General features: G+C 74.4%; 14 protein-coding genes. 5 read left to right on the top strand and 9 right to left on the bottom strand.

The genetic code is table 11. From position 1 onward, the window contains the following. Nucleotides 1-191: DUF2510 domain-containing protein (locus CCN44_RS13400; protein ID WP_143649728.1), on the bottom strand; the 191-nt coding region annotated here is incomplete at its 3' end. Nucleotides 192-463: 272 nt separating this feature from the next. Between CCN44_RS13400 and CCN44_RS13395 the strand changes: the two genes are divergently transcribed. Continuing rightward, complete coding sequence (locus CCN44_RS13395; RefSeq protein ID WP_086697774.1) at nt 464-3,148, top strand: ATP-binding protein; 2,685 nt, start codon at nt 464-466, stop codon at nt 3,146-3,148. 192 nt (nt 3,149-3,340) lie between these two features. Here the strand turns inward: CCN44_RS13395 and pcaDC are convergent, their stop codons facing one another. The 6 genes from pcaDC to CCN44_RS13365 all read right to left on the bottom strand — a co-directional run bounded on the left by pcaDC (nt 3,341) and on the right by CCN44_RS13365 (nt 8,648). After that, a complete protein-coding gene (gene pcaDC, locus CCN44_RS13390; RefSeq protein ID WP_086697773.1) occupies nt 3,341-4,468 on the bottom strand; it encodes a bifunctional 3-oxoadipate enol-lactonase/4-carboxymuconolactone decarboxylase PcaDC in 1,128 nt (375 codons plus the stop codon). Continuing rightward, on the bottom strand, nt 4,465-5,805 hold the full coding sequence (gene pcaB, locus CCN44_RS13385; RefSeq protein ID WP_086697772.1) for a 3-carboxy-cis,cis-muconate cycloisomerase: 1,341 nt from the start codon (nt 5,803-5,805) through the stop codon (nt 4,465-4,467). The genes pcaDC and pcaB overlap by 4 nt, the downstream gene beginning before the upstream one ends. Then, nucleotides 5,802-6,404, bottom strand: a complete 603-nt coding sequence (gene pcaG / locus CCN44_RS13380; RefSeq protein ID WP_086697771.1) for a protocatechuate 3,4-dioxygenase subunit alpha — start codon at nt 6,402-6,404, stop codon at nt 5,802-5,804. The genes pcaB and pcaG overlap by 4 nt, the downstream gene beginning before the upstream one ends. Nucleotides 6,405-6,409: 5 nt before the next feature. After that, nucleotides 6,410-7,183 (bottom strand): protocatechuate 3,4-dioxygenase subunit beta, encoded by a 774-nt coding sequence (gene pcaH / locus CCN44_RS13375; protein ID WP_059254514.1) that lies wholly within the window; start codon nt 7,181-7,183, stop codon nt 6,410-6,412. A 65-nt stretch (nt 7,184-7,248) separates the two neighbouring features. After that, nucleotides 7,249-7,893, bottom strand: a complete 645-nt coding sequence (locus tag CCN44_RS13370) for a 3-oxoacid CoA-transferase subunit B (protein WP_086697770.1) — start codon at nt 7,891-7,893, stop codon at nt 7,249-7,251. Beyond that, complete coding sequence (locus CCN44_RS13365) at nt 7,893-8,648, bottom strand: CoA transferase subunit A (RefSeq protein ID WP_086697769.1); 756 nt, start codon at nt 8,646-8,648, stop codon at nt 7,893-7,895. The genes CCN44_RS13370 and CCN44_RS13365 overlap by 1 nt, the downstream gene beginning before the upstream one ends. Before the next feature lie 148 nt (nt 8,649-8,796). Here CCN44_RS13365 and CCN44_RS13360 point away from each other — a divergent pair, with 148 nt between their 5' ends. Then, nucleotides 8,797-9,261, top strand: coding sequence for a MarR family winged helix-turn-helix transcriptional regulator (locus CCN44_RS13360; protein WP_086697768.1), 465 nt, complete (start codon nt 8,797-8,799; stop codon nt 9,259-9,261). Nucleotides 9,262-9,279: 18 nt separating this feature from the next. Here CCN44_RS13360 and CCN44_RS13355 read toward each other — a convergent pair whose 3' ends face one another. Continuing rightward, on the bottom strand, nt 9,280-10,260 hold the full coding sequence (locus CCN44_RS13355; RefSeq protein ID WP_086697775.1) for a DUF3048 domain-containing protein: 981 nt from the start codon (nt 10,258-10,260) through the stop codon (nt 9,280-9,282). A 144-nt stretch (nt 10,261-10,404) separates the two neighbouring features. On the opposite strand from CCN44_RS13355, the gene CCN44_RS13350 reads away from it, so the two are divergent. Further along, nucleotides 10,405-11,595 carry a zinc-dependent alcohol dehydrogenase gene (locus tag CCN44_RS13350; RefSeq protein ID WP_086697767.1) on the top strand — a complete coding sequence of 397 codons (1,191 nt, stop codon included), beginning with the start codon at nt 10,405-10,407 and terminating at the stop codon, nt 11,593-11,595. A gap of 25 nt (nt 11,596-11,620) precedes the next feature. Here the strand turns inward: CCN44_RS13350 and CCN44_RS13345 are convergent, their stop codons facing one another. After that, entirely contained in the window at nt 11,621-12,697 is a 1,077-nt protein-coding gene (locus CCN44_RS13345) for an ATP-dependent DNA ligase (protein ID WP_086697766.1), read from the bottom strand. A gap of 74 nt (nt 12,698-12,771) precedes the next feature. Here CCN44_RS13345 and ligD point away from each other — a divergent pair, with 74 nt between their 5' ends. Both ligD and CCN44_RS13335 read left to right on the top strand, forming a co-directional pair. Next, on the top strand, nt 12,772-13,791 hold the full coding sequence (gene ligD, locus CCN44_RS13340; protein ID WP_189396990.1) for a non-homologous end-joining DNA ligase: 1,020 nt from the start codon (nt 12,772-12,774) through the stop codon (nt 13,789-13,791). 105 nt (nt 13,792-13,896) lie between these two features. Next, nucleotides 13,897-14,835: an ornithine cyclodeaminase family protein gene (locus CCN44_RS13335; RefSeq protein ID WP_086697765.1), complete on the top strand. Its 939-nt coding sequence runs from the start codon at nt 13,897-13,899 to the stop codon at nt 14,833-14,835. Nucleotides 14,836-14,882: the final 47 nt, after the last annotated feature.

The following is a 14,882-nucleotide window of genomic DNA, read 5'->3' as shown; positions in this document are numbered from 1 at the left end:
GAGGGCGCCGGGGCGGCCGGCTGCGGAGCGCCGTGCACGGGCGCCCCGCCCGGGGGACCCCAGGCGGCGGCCGTGCCGGCGGGGCGGGTCCGGTCCGTCCAGGCCTTGCCGTCCCACCAGCGCTCGGTGGGCGGACCGTCGTTCGTCTGCCCGGGGTCGGGGTACCACCCGGGAGGAGTCACCTGCGTCATGTCCCCACCGTATGAGGCGACGGTGAAAGAGGGATGAGAGTATCCGCCGCCAAGGGGGCGAACCCGAACAACTCGCCCGGGATTTCTTCCGGACGCTCCGTGTCGGCCGCCGTTGACACTCTGTCCGCTGGTCGGGCAGGCGTGCGCGTCGCCTGCCCGCACCCTCATTCACCCGGGCGGGCAACAGCTGCCGTGACCGGCCACCGAAGACCCCGCCGGACGGCTACGCTCGGGGCCTGTACGTCATTCGGGCGACCTGGGGAGGTAACGGGATGACGGAGGGACGGCCGTCGGCGGCCGGCTCGGCTCCCCTGTGGGAGCGGGACGCCGAACTCGCCACCGTCGCGCAGGCACTCGACGTGCTGTGCGCGGACCAGTCGTCCGCGGGCAGCCTGCTGGTCCTCCGGGGCGAGGCCGGACTGGGCAAGACCGCGCTGCTGGCCGAGACCCGCCGCATCGCCGAACGCCGCGGCTGCACCGTCTGGTCCGCCCGCGGCGCCGAGACGCTCAAATCGGTCCCGTTCCACGTCGTACGACAGCTGCTCCAGCCGGCGCTGCTGTCCCTGCTGCCCGAGGAGGCCCGCGAGTACCTCGGCGACTGGTACGACATCGCCGGCCCCGCCCTCGGCATAGCCGATCCGCAAGCCGACAAGGCCGATCCGCAGTACGTCTGCGACGGACTCGTGGCCGCGGTGCGCCGCCTCTCCCGCCGCCAATGGCCGCTCGTCCTGCTCGTCGACGACGCCCACTGGGCCGACCAGGAGACCCTGCGCTGGCTCGCCGCGTTCGCCGAACGCCTGGACGACCTGTCCGTCCTCCTCGTGGTCGCCCGCCGGCCCGGCGAGGTCAGCGGCGACAGCGCCCGCCTGCTCGACGCGGTGGCCGCCGCCGCGGCCCGCCCCGTGCACACCCTCAGCGCCCTCACCCCGGACGCCACCGCCGGACTCACCCGCGCCACCCTCGGCCGGCACGCCGACGACCCGTTCTGCCGCGAGGTCTGGGCCGTCACCGGCGGCAACCCCTATGACACCGTCGAACTCCTCGCCAAGGTGCAGGACAGCGAACTCCAGCCGGTCGAGGCGCAGGCCGGAGAGCTGCGCGCGCTCAACCGCGCGGCCCGCGGCGGCGGACTGGTCGACCGGCTCAAGGGTCTCGGCCTGGAGGCCACCCGGTTCGCCTGGGCCGCCGCCATCCTCGGCACCGGCATCACCGTCGACATGGTCGCCCGCCTCGCCACCATGGACGACGACCTCGCCCGGCACTGCGCCGAGCTGCTGTGCACCGCCCGCATCCTCACCGAACCCGAACCGGCCCTCGGCACCGAACGGGCCGCCGGCGAGCTGGAGTTCGTCCACCCGCTCATCGCGACCGCCGTCTACAACTCCATCCCGGCCGGTGTGTGCACCGCCATGCACGGCGTCGCCGCGCAGATCATCACCGAGCTGGGCCGCGGCGCCGCCGAGGCCGCCCGGCACCTGCTGAAGGTGCACCCGGACGAGGACGACGAACTCGTGGAGCAGCTGCGCGAGGCCGCCCGCGAGCACCTCGCCGTCGGCGCGCCCGACGCGGCCCGCCGCTGCCTGGAACGCGCGCTCCAGGAGCCGCCCCTGCCCGAGGTGCACGCGCACGTCCTGTACGAACTGGGCTGCGCCACGCTCCTGACCAACCCCGCGGTCACCATCGACCATCTGCAGAGCGCCCTCGCCATGCCCGGGCTCTCCGGGGACGCCCGGGTCGACGCCGTCGTCCGCCTCTCCCAGGCGCTGCTCCACAACGACCAGCTGGAGGAGGCCGTCCGCACGGTCGAGGCCGAAGCGGCCCGGCACGAGGCGGGCCCCGTCCGGATGCGGCTGCAGGCCTTCCAGTTCATGTGGGAGGGCATCCACGGCGAGACCGTCGCCCCGGCCCGCTCCCGCCGCCTCGCCGACCTCGCGAACACCTGCACCGGCCGCGACAACGCCGAACGCGCCCTGCTGATCCTGCGCGGCTTCGACGCGATGACCCACGGCGAGAGCGCCGAAGAGGTCCTCGAACTGTGCGACCGCGCCCTCGTCAACGGCCGCCTCGCGCCCGGCCTCGGCTGGACCGACCCCGAGTGGGGCATGGAACTGCTGATGATGCTCGGCAGCGCGTACGCCTACGCCGACCGGCTAGACCGCGCCGAGAGCCTGTTCGCCGAGGCCCGCCGCGTCTACACCACGGCCGGCTGGCGCGGCGGCCACCTCTCGCTGGCCAACGCCTTCCTCGGACTCGCCTACCGCCGTCAGGGCCGGCTGCGCGACGCCGAGACCACCCTGCGCGAGGCCCTGGTCCCCGCCGAACGCGTCGGCCGCCGCCTGCCGCTGTACTGGTCGGCCACCTGCGGACTGGTCGACACGCTGCTGGCCCGGGGCCGGGTCGAGGAGGCCTGGTCGGTCGCCGAACAGTACGGTTTCGCACCGCCGTACCCGTCCACCATCGTGCTGCCCGACATCCGGTCCGTGCGCGGCAGGCTGCTGCTCGCCGTCGGCCGCACCGAGGAAGGCGTCAACGAACTGGAGGCCGCCGAGAAGACCGCCGCCTCCCGAGGCGGCCACAACCCGGTCCTCGCACCCTGGTCCATCGACCTCGCCAAGGCCCTCGCCGGGCAGGATCCGGCCCGGGCCGCCCAGCTCGCGGCCGACGCCCGCCGGCAGGCCGAGCGGTTCGGCACGGACACCGCCATCGGCGAGGCCCTGCGCTGCGCCGCCGCCCTGGAGACGGGCCAGCGGGCGGTGCAGCTCGCCGCCCGCGCCGTCACCTACCTGGAGGCCTCGCCCTGCCAGTACGAGCACGCGGCCGCCCGCGTCGAGTACGGCATCGCCGCCCGCTCGGTCACGGAACTCAACCGGGGCCTGGACCTCGCCCGGTCCTGCGGTGCGGAGGGACTGGTGGCCGAGGCACGGGAGGTGCTGGAGACGGGGCGGGGGCTGCGGTGAGCTGAGAGCGGGGGCGCCGGACGTCAGGCGCGCTCCGGCGCGGAGACTCGCTCCGCGGTGTCCCGCCGGGCGATGGCCTCGGCCGCCTGCGGCCGGGCAGCTCACGGCATGCCGCACCGGCTCCCCCCGGCGCTCGGTTCGCGCCCGGAGCCGGAGGGCGCCACCGACGCCCGCAGGGGACGACCAGCAGGGTCACCCCCGGTCCGCGTCCTCCTCGGCCAGCACCCGCTGGGCCGTCGCGAACGCCGAGTTGGCGGCCGGCACCCCGCAGTACACGGCGGTCTGCAGCAGCACCGCGCCGATCTCCTCCGGCGTCAGCCCGTTCCGCCGCGCCGCCCGGACGTGCAGCGCCAGCTCGTCGTGGTGCCCGTGGGCGACCAGCGCGGTCAGCGTGATCAGGCTGCGCTCGCGCCGCGACAGCGTGGGATCGGTCCAGATCTCCCCCCAGGCGTAGCGGGAGATGAAGTCCTGGAAGCGGGCCGTGAACGGGGTCTGCCGGGCCTGGGCGCGGTCCACATGGGCGTCGCCCAGCACCTCCCGGCGCACCGCCGTACCGCTCGCCGGCGGCCCGTCGAGCTGGGCGCGCAGCGCGGCCAGCACCTCCCGCGGACACTGCGCCGGCGCCAGATGGGACGCCCCGGGCAGCTCCACCAGCGTCGCCGCCGGCACCGCGTCGGCGATCTCCCGCAGGTGCGCGGGCGGGGTCGCGGGGTCCTGCCGGCCCGCCACGAGGAGCGTCGGTACGGTGATGGCGCCGAGCCGGTCCCGCAGGTCGAACGCGGCGAGCGCGTCGCAACAGGCGGCGTACGCCGCCGGGTCCGCCTCCCGGTGGTCCCGGACCAGCCGGGGCACGCTGAACCCGGGCGTGAACCAGCGCGCGTCGGCGCTCTCCGCCAGCCCGTCCAGGCCCTCGCGCCGCACCCGGTCCGCCCGCTCCCGCCAGGGTGCCGCGCCGCCGAAGTGGGCGGAGGAGCACAGCACGGCCAGCGAGGTCAGCCGCTCGGGATGGTGGACGGCCAGGTGCAGGCCGACGGCGCCGCCGAGGGACACGCCCGCGTACGCGAACCGGTCGACGCCGAGCGCGTCGGCCAGCTCCAGCACCAGCGCGGCCAGGTCGCCGACGGTCGCGCCGGGCCGGATCAGGTCCGCCGCCGAACCGCCGTGCCCGGGCAGGTCCCAGCGGATCACCCGGTGGCCGGCGGACAGTTCGGGCGCGACCTCGTCCCACAGCGCGAGCGAGGTGCCGAGGGACGGGCCGAGCAGCAGCGCAGGGGCAGAAGCCGGGCCTTCTTCCGTGTGGTGGAGGAGCTTTACGGTCAAGGTCGCTCCAGGGCGCGGTCGGTGAGGACTCCGGCGAAGCCGGTGTAGTGGGTCGGGTCGCCGAGGTCGTCCAGGTCGACGTCCTTCAACTCCTCCTGCTCGCCGAGGAGTTCCCGTAGCGGACGGTCCTCGCTGTGGGCGCGGCGGGCCAGTTCGGTCAGCAGCTCCTTGGCGCGTGCCCGGCCGAGGACGGGGGCGAGGGCGGCGGACAGCCGCTCGGAGACGATCAGACCCCGGGTGATGCCGAGGTTCCGGCGCATCGCGGCCGGGTGCACCCGCAGCCCCTCGGCCAGTTCCGCCGCGTGCGCCGCCGCGCCGCCCACCAGCCGGAGCAGGTCGCGCAGCGGCTCCCACTCGGCGTGCCAGGCGCCGGCCGGCCGCTCGTCCTCGGCGACGAGGCAGCCGTACAGCGTGGCCGCGAGCTGGGGGGCGCGCCGGGCGGCGGCCGCGAGGAGCGTGGCGCGCACCGGGTTCGCCTTGTGCGGCATGGCCGAGGAGCCGCCGCCGCTGCCCTCGCTCACCTCGCCGGTCTCGGTGCGCGACAGCGCCAGCACGTCCACGGCGAGCTTGCCCAGCGCCCCCGCCGCGAACGCCAGGCAGCCCGCCAGGTCCGCGACTGGTGTGCGCAGCGTGTGCCAGGGCAACGCGGGTGCGGCCAGGCCCACTTCACGGGCGTACGCCCGGGTCAGACCGGCCGGGTCCGTGGCGCCGTACGCCTGGAACGCCGCCAGGGTCCCGGCGGCCCCGCCGAGTTGGGCGGGCAGCGCGTCCCGTACCCGGGTGATCCGGTCGCGTGCGTCCAGGACCAGCGAACGCCAGCCGGCCGCCTTCAGCCCGAACGTCGTCGGTACGGCGTGCTGGGTGAGCGTCCGGCCCGCCAGCACCGTGTCCCGGTGCCCGGCGGCGAGTCCGGCCAGCGCCCGCCCGGTCCGGTCGAGGTCGGCGCGGACCAGCTCCAGGGTGCGCACGGCGACCAGCATCGTGGCCGTGTCCATGATGTCCTGGCTGGTGGCACCCCGGTGCACGTAGGGGCCGTACTCCTCGCCGACCGCCGCGGTCAGGTCGGCGACCAGCGGGATGACCGGGTTGCCGCCGGCCGGGGTGCGCGCCGCCAGCGAGCGGATGCCGAACCGGGCCGGGACGGCCGCCTCGGTCACCGCCGCCGCGGCCTCGGCCGGGACGAGCCCGAGCGCGGCCTGCGCCCGGGTCAGCGCGGCCTCGGCGTCGAGCATGGCCCGCAGATACGCGTGGTCGCTCGTCTCGGACGCGGCGCCCGACAGCCCCCACTCGGGGGCGAGCAGACCGGTGTCGGCGCAGGGGGGAGACGCATGTGTCACTGGAACTCCAGGAAGACCGTCTCGCCTTCGCCCTGAAGGCGGATGTCGAAACGGTAGGTGCCGTCGGGCTCCGCGCCCGCGATCAGCGTGTCGCGCCGGTCGCCCACCCGGGCGAGCAGCGGGTCGGCGGCCAGCGCGGCGTCGTCGCCCGGCAGGTAGATCCGGGTGAACAGGTGGACGAGCAGGCCGCGCGCGAAGACGCAGACGCCGAGGTACGGCGCGTTCCGGCCGCGGGCGCCGGGCCGCAGGGTGCGGGCGTACCAGTGGCCGCCGGCATCGGTCTGGCTGCGCCCCCAGCCGGTGAACTCCACGCCGTTGCGGCCCAGGTGGCCCCCGGTGGCCGGGTCGCGCCGGAGCGAGCCGTCCACCCGCGGCACCGTGCCGTCGGGGCGCGGGCCCCACAGTTCGATCAGCGCGTCGGGCAGTGGATCGCCCGCGCCGTCGAGGACACGGCCGTGCACGGTGATGGTGTCCGGGTGGCCGAGCGGCGCCACCTCCTCGCCGCCGGGGAACGGCAGCGCGTAGCCGTAGAACGGGCCGACGGTGTGGGACGGGGTGGGCAGCACCTGGTCCGGATCGGCGGTGTCGATGATCGTCATGGCGGTCAGCGTCCTTCTTCCGTCCAGGTGGCGGCCGGGCCGTCCAGCACGATGTCCCAGTGGTAGCCGAGGGAGAACTCCGGCACCGACAGGCTGTGGTCGTAGGTGGCGACCAGCCGCTGCCGGGCCGCCTCGTCCGTCACCGACTGCAGGATCGGGTCGTACGGGAAGAGCGGGTCGTTCGGGAAGTACATCTGGGTCACCAGCCGCTGGGCGAACGCCGTACCGAACACGGAGAAGTGGATGTGGGCCGGGCGCCAGGCGCCCACGTGGTTGCGCCAGGGGTAGGGGCCGGGCTGGATGGTGGTGAAGCGGTAGCGGCCGTCGGCGTCGGTGAGGGTGCGGCCGACGCCGGTGAAATTCGGGTCCAGCGGGGCGTCGTGCTGCTCGCGCCGGTGGGCGTAGCGGCCGGCCGAGTTCGCCTGCCAGATCTCGATCAGCTGGCCGCGCACCGGGCGTCCGTGCCGGTCCAGCAGCCGCCCGGACACGGTGATCCGCTCGCCGATCGGCTCCCCGGTGTGCTGGCGGGTGAGGTCGCTGTCGATCTCGGTGATGTCACGCTCCCCGAACGCGGGGGAGTGCAGTTCCACCATCTCCGGGTCCTTGCTGGTGTCGATCGTCACGAGCGGTTGCTTCGGGTGGCGCAGCACGGAGGAGCGGTAGGGCGCGTAGGCGCGCCGCGGGTGGTGCTCGACGGGGGCGCCGTCGGCGACGCGCTTGTCGTACGCGGCGCGCTCGGCGGCGATTTCCTGGTCGATGTCCTGCTGGGTGAGAGTCATGGGGGTACCTGATGCCTCGCGCGAGGTGAACGGGGTGCGGGGAGAAGCGGGCGTGTGAGCGGGGTTCACAGCAGACTCTCCGCAACGGTCAGTTCCGCGTCGGTCTGTGCGACGACCTCGTCCACACCCACACCGGGCGCGGTCTCGATCAGCGTGAGTCCCTCGTCCGTGACGTCCAGCACGGCCAGATCGGTGATGATCCGGTTCACACACGCCTTGCCCGTGAGCGGCAGCGTGCACTCCTTGAGGATCTTCGCCGAGCCGTCCTTCGCGGTGTGCGTCATCAGCACGATCACCTGCCGGGCGCCGTGCACCAGATCCATCGCGCCCCCGATCCCGGTGACCAGCTTCCCCGGCACCGCCCAGTTGGCCAGGTCCCCGCCGGCCGACACCTGCATCGCGCCGAGCACGGCCACGTCGATGTGCCCGCCCCGGATCATCGCGAAGGACAGCGCCGAGTCGAAGAAGGACGCCCCCGGCAGGACGGTCACGGTCTCCTTGCCCGCGTTGATCAGGTCCGGGTCGACCCGGTCCGCGGTCGGATACGGGCCCGTGCCGAGAATGCCGTTCTCCGACTCCAGCACCACCTCGACCCCCTCGGGCAGGTGGTTCGGGATCAGCGTCGGCAGACCGATGCCCAGATTGACGTACTGCCCGTCCCGCAGCTCGCGGGCCGCCCGGGCGGCCATCTCCGCACGCGTCCAGGCCATCAGCCGCTCACCGTCCGCCGCTCGATGCGCTTGTCCGCCGCCTGCTCCGGGGTGAGCGCCACGACCCGCTGCACGAAGACGCCCGGCACGTGCACCGCGTCCGGGTCGATCGCGCCGGGCTCGACCAGCTCCTCCACCTCGGCGATGGTCACCCGGCCGGCCATCGCGGCCAGCGGGTTGAAGTTCCGGGCGGACTTGTTGAAGACGAGGTTGCCGTGCCGGTCGCCCCGCGCCGCGCGCACCAGCGCGAAGTCGGTGCGGATGCCCCGCTCCAGCACGTACTCCACGCCGTCGAACTCCCGCACCTCCTTCGGCGGCGAGGCCAGCACGACCCCGCCGGACCCGTCGTAGCGCCAGGGCAGCCCGCCCTCGGCGACCTGGGTGCCGACCCCGGCCGGGGTGTAGAAGGCGGGGATGCCGGCGCCGCCCGCGCGCAGCCGCTCGGCGAGCGTGCCCTGCGGGATCAGCTCCACCTCCAGCTCACCGGCCAGGTACTGGCGGGCGAACTCCTTGTTGGCGCCGATGTAGGAACCGGTCACCCGGGCGATCCGCCCCGCGGCCAGCAGCACCGCGAGCCCGGACTCCATCGCCCCGCAGTTGTTCGACACCACGCTCAGCCCGCCGACACCGCGCTCGTACAGCGCCTGGATCAGCACGTTCGGCACACCGCTGAGCCCGAACCCGCCGACGGCGAGCGACGCGCCGTCCGGCACATCGGCCACCGCCCGCCCGGCCGTGGCGACCACCTTGTCCATCCTGGGAAACCCCATCTCCTTCATCAGCCCCCAGATAGTCGGGGCACTGAGCGTTTCAGCGAGGTGCTGCTCACGCTGCCATCGGGGGTCGGGGCCGTCAAGAGCGGGTATTGTTCAGTGCACCTACGAATTGAGATCGGGAGTGCACATGGCCGCGGTGGATCTCGCCACCCATCCCGGGCACCTGGCCCGGCGGCTCCAGCAGGCGCACTACCTGCTGTGGAACACGATGGTCTCGGAGGAGATCACCTCACCGCAGTTCGCCGTCATGAACGCGCTCGTCGCCGAGCCCGGGCTCGACCAGCGGACCGTGGGGGAGCGGGTGGGCCTGGACCGGTCGACCATCGCCGAGGTCATCAGCCGGCTCGACCGCCGCGGGCTGCTGCACAAGGTGCGCGATCCGCAGGACGGCCGGCGCTTCCTGCTCCGGCTCACCGACGACGGCCTGCGCACCCACCGCAGGCTGACCGTGCGCACGGCCCGGATGAACCAGGTCTTCCTCGCCCCGCTCTCCGCCGAGGAGCAGGCCGTGTTCTTCGACCTGCTCCGTCGGGTCGCGGACGCGGCCGAGGAGCTGCGCAACCCCGCCGAGCCGCTGGCCACCCGGAGCTGACCGCGTCCGCACGCCCCGTCAGGGCGCCGGCAGCAGCACCACCCACACCTGCCCGGGGGCGAAGTCCAGCCGGCCGCCGTCCGCCGTCGTGAACGCCGTACCGTCCGTCGCCGCCGGCCGCGACCAGAAGCCGGCGAACGACCGGCCGTCGCGCAGCACCTCGGCCCGCCCGGAGCCGACCGTCTCGGTGTACGGCGTGCGGTTGCCGAGCGCGTCGTGGTACTGGGACGTGCGGATCCGCACGTACTGCACGACCACCGTCGCCGGGGCCGGCCGGCCGCTGTCGGTCGTCACCGCGGGCTCGCCGTCCATCGCGATCAGCCAGCCGCCGCGCCCGGCGGACCAGGTGAAGGTGAGGCGGGCGGCCGGGTAGCGCACGGTCCGCGCGGACACGGGCGTGCCGCCGGAAGGCGCCGGGCCGTAGCTGAAGCCGGTGGTCAGCGCCGCCCGGCCCGGCGCGGCGGGGAGCAGCGCGGCCGGGCGCAGATAGAGGTTGTGCGGGGCGGCCCGGCCGGTGCCCCGGTGGTAGGCGCCGGGGGCCTCGTCGGGTGACCGCGCGCGCAGCGGCGCCCGGTCGACCAGCGGCAGCAGCGCGCGCTGCGCGCCCGAGAAGGCGAGGGTCGGCAGGGGGAACTGGCGCAGCAGCTCCAGGTCGGACTCGCGGACGCTGCGCACCGGTCCGACGGTCCTGGGCAGCCGGGTCGCGTACACCGCCAGCAGCCGGCTCAGACCGCCCTCCACCTGCTCCACGTACACCACGTCCGCCGCGCCGAGCCCGGTGTGCGGACGGGCCGCGCGCACATTGTCGATCTTCACGGCGAGCGGTGAGCCCGCCACGGCCGAACGGCTCGGCGCGGGCGTCGCGGTGGGCCGCGGCGCCCGGCCGTCCTCACCGTTCCGGCCGTTGCCGGAGCAGCCCGCCGTGAGGGAAGCCGTCAGGGCGACGGCCAGCAGCGCCGCCGTCAGTGCCGCGCGCCGCGTGCGCGCCCCGTGTCCCATGCCCACCGTCGCCACCCCGTCCGTGTTGTCCGATTGTGCGCCCGTCGGACGCCTTTGGCCATGGGTTGGGCAGGGGTGCGCCCGGGTACCCGGGGTCCACCGCCCACGGGACGCAGCCGTACGCGACCAAGGGAGTGCGACCCCATGAAGGCAGTCACCTGGCAGGGCAAGCGGGACGTCCGGGTCGAGGACGTGCCCGACCCGCGGATCGAGGAACCCACGGACGCCGTCGTGCGCATCACGTCCACCGGACTGTGCGGCTCCGACCTGCATCTGTACGAGGTGCTCACCCCGTTCATGACCCCGGGGGACATCCTCGGCCACGAACCCATGGGCATCGTGGAGGAGGTCGGCTCCGAGGTGCCGGACCTGCGCCCCGGCGACCGCGTGGTGGTGCCCTTCCAGATCGCCTGCGGGCACTGCTTCATGTGCGACACCGGGCTGCCCACCCAGTGCGAGACCACGCAGGTCACCGGCGAGGGCATGGGCGCCGCCCTGTTCGGCTACACCCGCCTGTACGGCGCCGTGCCCGGCGGCCAGGCCGAGTACCTGCGCGTTCCGCAGGCGCAGTACGGCCCGATCAAGGTGCCCGAGGGCCCGCCGGACGACCGGTTCGTCTACCTCTCCGACGTGCTGCCCACCGCCTGGCAGGCTGTCGAGTACGCCGCCGTGCCGCCCGGCGGCACCCTCGCGGTGCTCGGCCTCGGCCCGATCGGCGACATGGCCTGCCGGATCGCCAGGTTCCGCGGCGCCGAGCGCGTCTTCGGTGTCGACCTGGTGCCCGAGCGGCTCGCCCGGGCGCAGCGGCGCGGGGTGGAGACGTACGACCTCAGGGCCTTCGACGACGAGAAGGCGCTGGTCCATGCCATCCAGGACGAGACCGGCGGCCGGGGCCCGGACGCCGTGATCGACGCCGTCGGCACCGAGGCGCACGGCAGCCACGTCGCCAAACTCGTCCAGCAGACCGCCGCGCTCATGCCGCGCAAGCTCGGCGGCCCGCTCGCCGGGCGGTTCAGCGTCGACCGGATGGGCGCGCTCTACATGGCCATCGACCTGGTCCGCCGCGGCGGCACGATCTCGCTCAGCGGGGTCTACGGCGGCATGGCCGACCCGATGCCGATGCTCACCCTCTTCGACAAGCAGATCCAGCTGCGCATGGGCCAGGCCAACGTCCGCCGCTGGACCGACCGGATCATCCCCTGTCTGACGGACGAGGACCCGCTCGGCGTCGAGGACTTCGCCACGCACCGGCTGCCGCTGTCGGACGCGCCGCACGCGTACGAGATGTTCCAGCGCAAGCAGGACGGCGCCGTCAAGGTCCTTCTGCGGCCGTGACGCGGCCTGGCGGCCCGCGGCCGCCTCAGCCGCGGTGCTTCTCGCCGAGGATCTCCGCCAGGTCGTAGCGCACCGGCTCCTCCAACTGGGCGTAGGTGCAGCTCTCCGGCGTACGGTCCGGGCGCCAGCGGCGGAAGCGGGCCGTGTGCCGGAACCGCTGCCCGTTCTCCATGTGGTCGTACGCCACCTCGGCCACCCGCTCCGGCCGCAGCGGCACCCAGGACAGGTCCTTCTTGCCCGACCAGCGGCTCGGCGCGCCCGGCAGCCGGGCCGTCTCGTGCGCGGCCTCGTCCGCCCAGGCGGCCCACGGGTGCCCGGACACGTCGTCCATGCGCAGCGGCTCCAGCTCCGCGACCAGTTCGGCGCGCTTCTTCATGGCGAACGCCGCCGACACGCCCACGTGCTGGAGCCGGCCCTGCTCGTCGTACAGACCCAGCAGCAGCGAGCCCACCACCGGGCCGCTCTTGTGGAAGCGGTACCCGGCGACGACGACGTCCGCCGTCCGCTCGTGCTTGATCTTGAACATGGCCCGCTCGTCCTGGAGGTAGTGCAGGGTGAGCGGCTTGGCCACGACCCCGTCCAGACCGGCGCCCTCGAACTGCTCGAACCACTGCCGGGCCACCTCGATGTCGGTCGTGGAGGGCGCCACGTGCACCGGCGGGGTCGCCGCGGCGAGGGCCCGGTCCAGCAGGGCGCGGCGGTCGGTCAGCGGGACGTCGAGCAGGGCGTGGTCGTCCAGGGCCAGCAGGTCGAAGGCGACGAAGGAGGCCGGGGTCTTCTCGGCCAGCATCCGCACCCGGGAGGCCGCCGGGTGGATCCGCTCGGTCAGCGCGTCGAAGTCCAGCCGGCCGCCCCGCGCGATCACGATCTCCCCGTCCAGCACGCACCGCTCGGGCAGCCGCTCCTTCAGTGCCTCGGCCCGCTCGGGAAAGTACCTGGTCAGCGGCTTTCCGGTACGGCTGCCCAGCTCGACCTCGGCCCCGTCCCGGAACACGATCGACCGGAAGCCGTCCCACTTCGCCTCGTAGTGCATCCCGGGCGGGATCTTCGCCACCGACTTGGCGAGCATCGGCTTCACGGGCGGCATGACGGGGAGATCCATGCCTTTGATTCTGCTCGCATACCTACTGCTTTGCCCGGTATGCGAGCTGTGCGGGGTGCGCCTACCGTGGCCGCATGGGCGATGCGGTGGAACTACAGGTGGGCGGCCGGACCGTACGGCTGTCCAGCCCGGACAAGGTGTTCTTCCCGGAGCGCGGTTTCACCAAGCTGGACCTCGCCCGGTACTACACCGCCGTCGGCCCCGGCATCCTGCGCGCCCTGCGCAACCGCCCCACCACCCTGGAGCGCTACCCGGACGGCGTCGGCGGCGAATGGTTCTTCCAGAAGCGGGCCCCCAAGGGCATGCCCGACTGGATCCCGACCGCCCACATCACGTTTCCCAGCGGGCGCAGCGCCGACGAGATGTGCCCGACCGAGGAGGCCGCCGTGGTGTGGGCCGCCCAGTACGGCACCCTCACCTTCCACCCCTGGCCGGTGCGCGCCACCGACGTCGACCGCCCCGACGAACTCCGCATCGACCTCGACCCGCAGCCCGGCACGGACTACGCCGACGCGGCCCGCGCCGCCCACGAACTGCGCGCCGTGCTGGACGAGTTCGGCGGGCTGCGCGGCTGGCCCAAGACCTCTGGCGGCCGGGGCCTGCACGTCTTCGTCCCCATCGAACCGCGCTGGACCTTCACCCAGGTGCGCCGCGCGGCGATCGCGGTGGGGCGGGAGATGGAGCGCCGGATGCCCGAGCAGGTGACCATCAAGTGGTGGAAGGAGGAACGCGGGCGTCGTATTTTTCTCGACTACAACCAGACAGCGCGAGATCGCACCATCGCGTCCGCCTACTCCGTACGTCCCCGCCCGCACGCCCCCGTCTCGGCACCGTTGCGCTGGGAGGAGGTCGGTGTCGCCCAGCCCCGCGACTTCGACCTCGCGACCATGCCGGCCCGGTTCGCCGAACTCGGCGACGTGCACGCCGACATGGACGACCACGCCTACTCGCTGGACGCGCTGCTGGAACTGGCCCGCCGGGACGAACACGACCACGGCCTGGCCGACCTGCCGTACCCGCCGGAGTACCCGAAGATGCCCGGCGAACCGAAACGCGTCCAGCCGAGCCGGGCCCGGCGCGAACCGTCGTCCTGACGGGGGGCGACACTCACAGGGGGCGCCGTCCGGGAGGCGTGCGGGAGCGGGGGTGCACGGACTCGGTCCACGCGCCCCGGCGGGCCGGTGAGCGATCATGGCGGGATGACCCGTGTGCTGACCCGAAGCGATCTGGAGGCCGTGCTGGAGCCCGCGGCCTGTCTCGCCGCCCTGCGCGACGGCTTCCGCACGGCCGACGCGGTCACCGTCTCCGGCCGACGGGTCCGCACCGACCTGCCCTTCCCCGGCACCGCCACCGCCCTGATCCCCGGCCTGCTGCCCGGTGTCGACGCCTACACGGTGAAGGTGAACGCCAAGTTCCCCGGTGCCAGGCCCGCCCTGCGCGGGGTGATCTGCCTGCACGCCGGGGCCGACGGCGAACTGCTCGCGCTGCTGGACTCCGCGACCGTGACGGCCTGGCGCACCGGCCTGGCCGCCGCCCTCGGCACCGGGCTGCTGGCACCCGCCGACTACGACGTCCTCGGCGTGATCGGCGCGGGCGCGCAGGCCGAGTCGACGCTGCGCGGTCTGACGAGCGAGCGCCGGCCGCGGGACCTCGTCGTCCACGACACCGACCCCGGCCGGGCCGCCGCGTTCGCCGCCCGGCACGGCGGCCGGGTGCTCGGCTCCGCCCGGGCGGTGGCCGACGCGGCCGACGTCGTCCTGCTCGCGACCTGGTCCCGGGCCCCGCTGCTCGCCCTCGCCGACACCCGCGCCGGGCAGCACTTCACCAGCCTCGGCACCGACGAACCCGGCAAGCGGGAACTCGCCGCCGACCTGCTGGACGCGGCCCTCCTCGTGGTCGACGACCGGGAACTGGCCGCCCGGACCGGCGTGTCGGCGGCGCCCGGACTGTCCCGGACGGCCGCCGACGCCACCCTCACCGACATCCTGCGCGGCACCCACCCCGGCCGGACCTCGCGCCTTCAGCGCACGGTGTACGCCCCCGTAGGACTGCCCTGGCAGGACCTCGCCCTCGCCTGGTCCGCGTTCCGGGCGGCGGAGCGCCGGGGCATCGGGACGACGGTCGACCTGCTGGGCTGAGCTGCCGCCCGGGTCCGTTCCGGCACCGGCCGGACGGGCGCCGCGCG

The sequence above is a fragment of the Streptomyces tricolor genome (assembly GCF_002155905.1).
Classification (GTDB): Bacteria; Actinomycetota; Actinomycetes; order Streptomycetales; family Streptomycetaceae; genus Streptomyces; species Streptomyces tricolor.
Note: the sequence above shows the minus strand (reverse complement) of the source record. Positions and strands in the feature narration are given on the sequence as shown.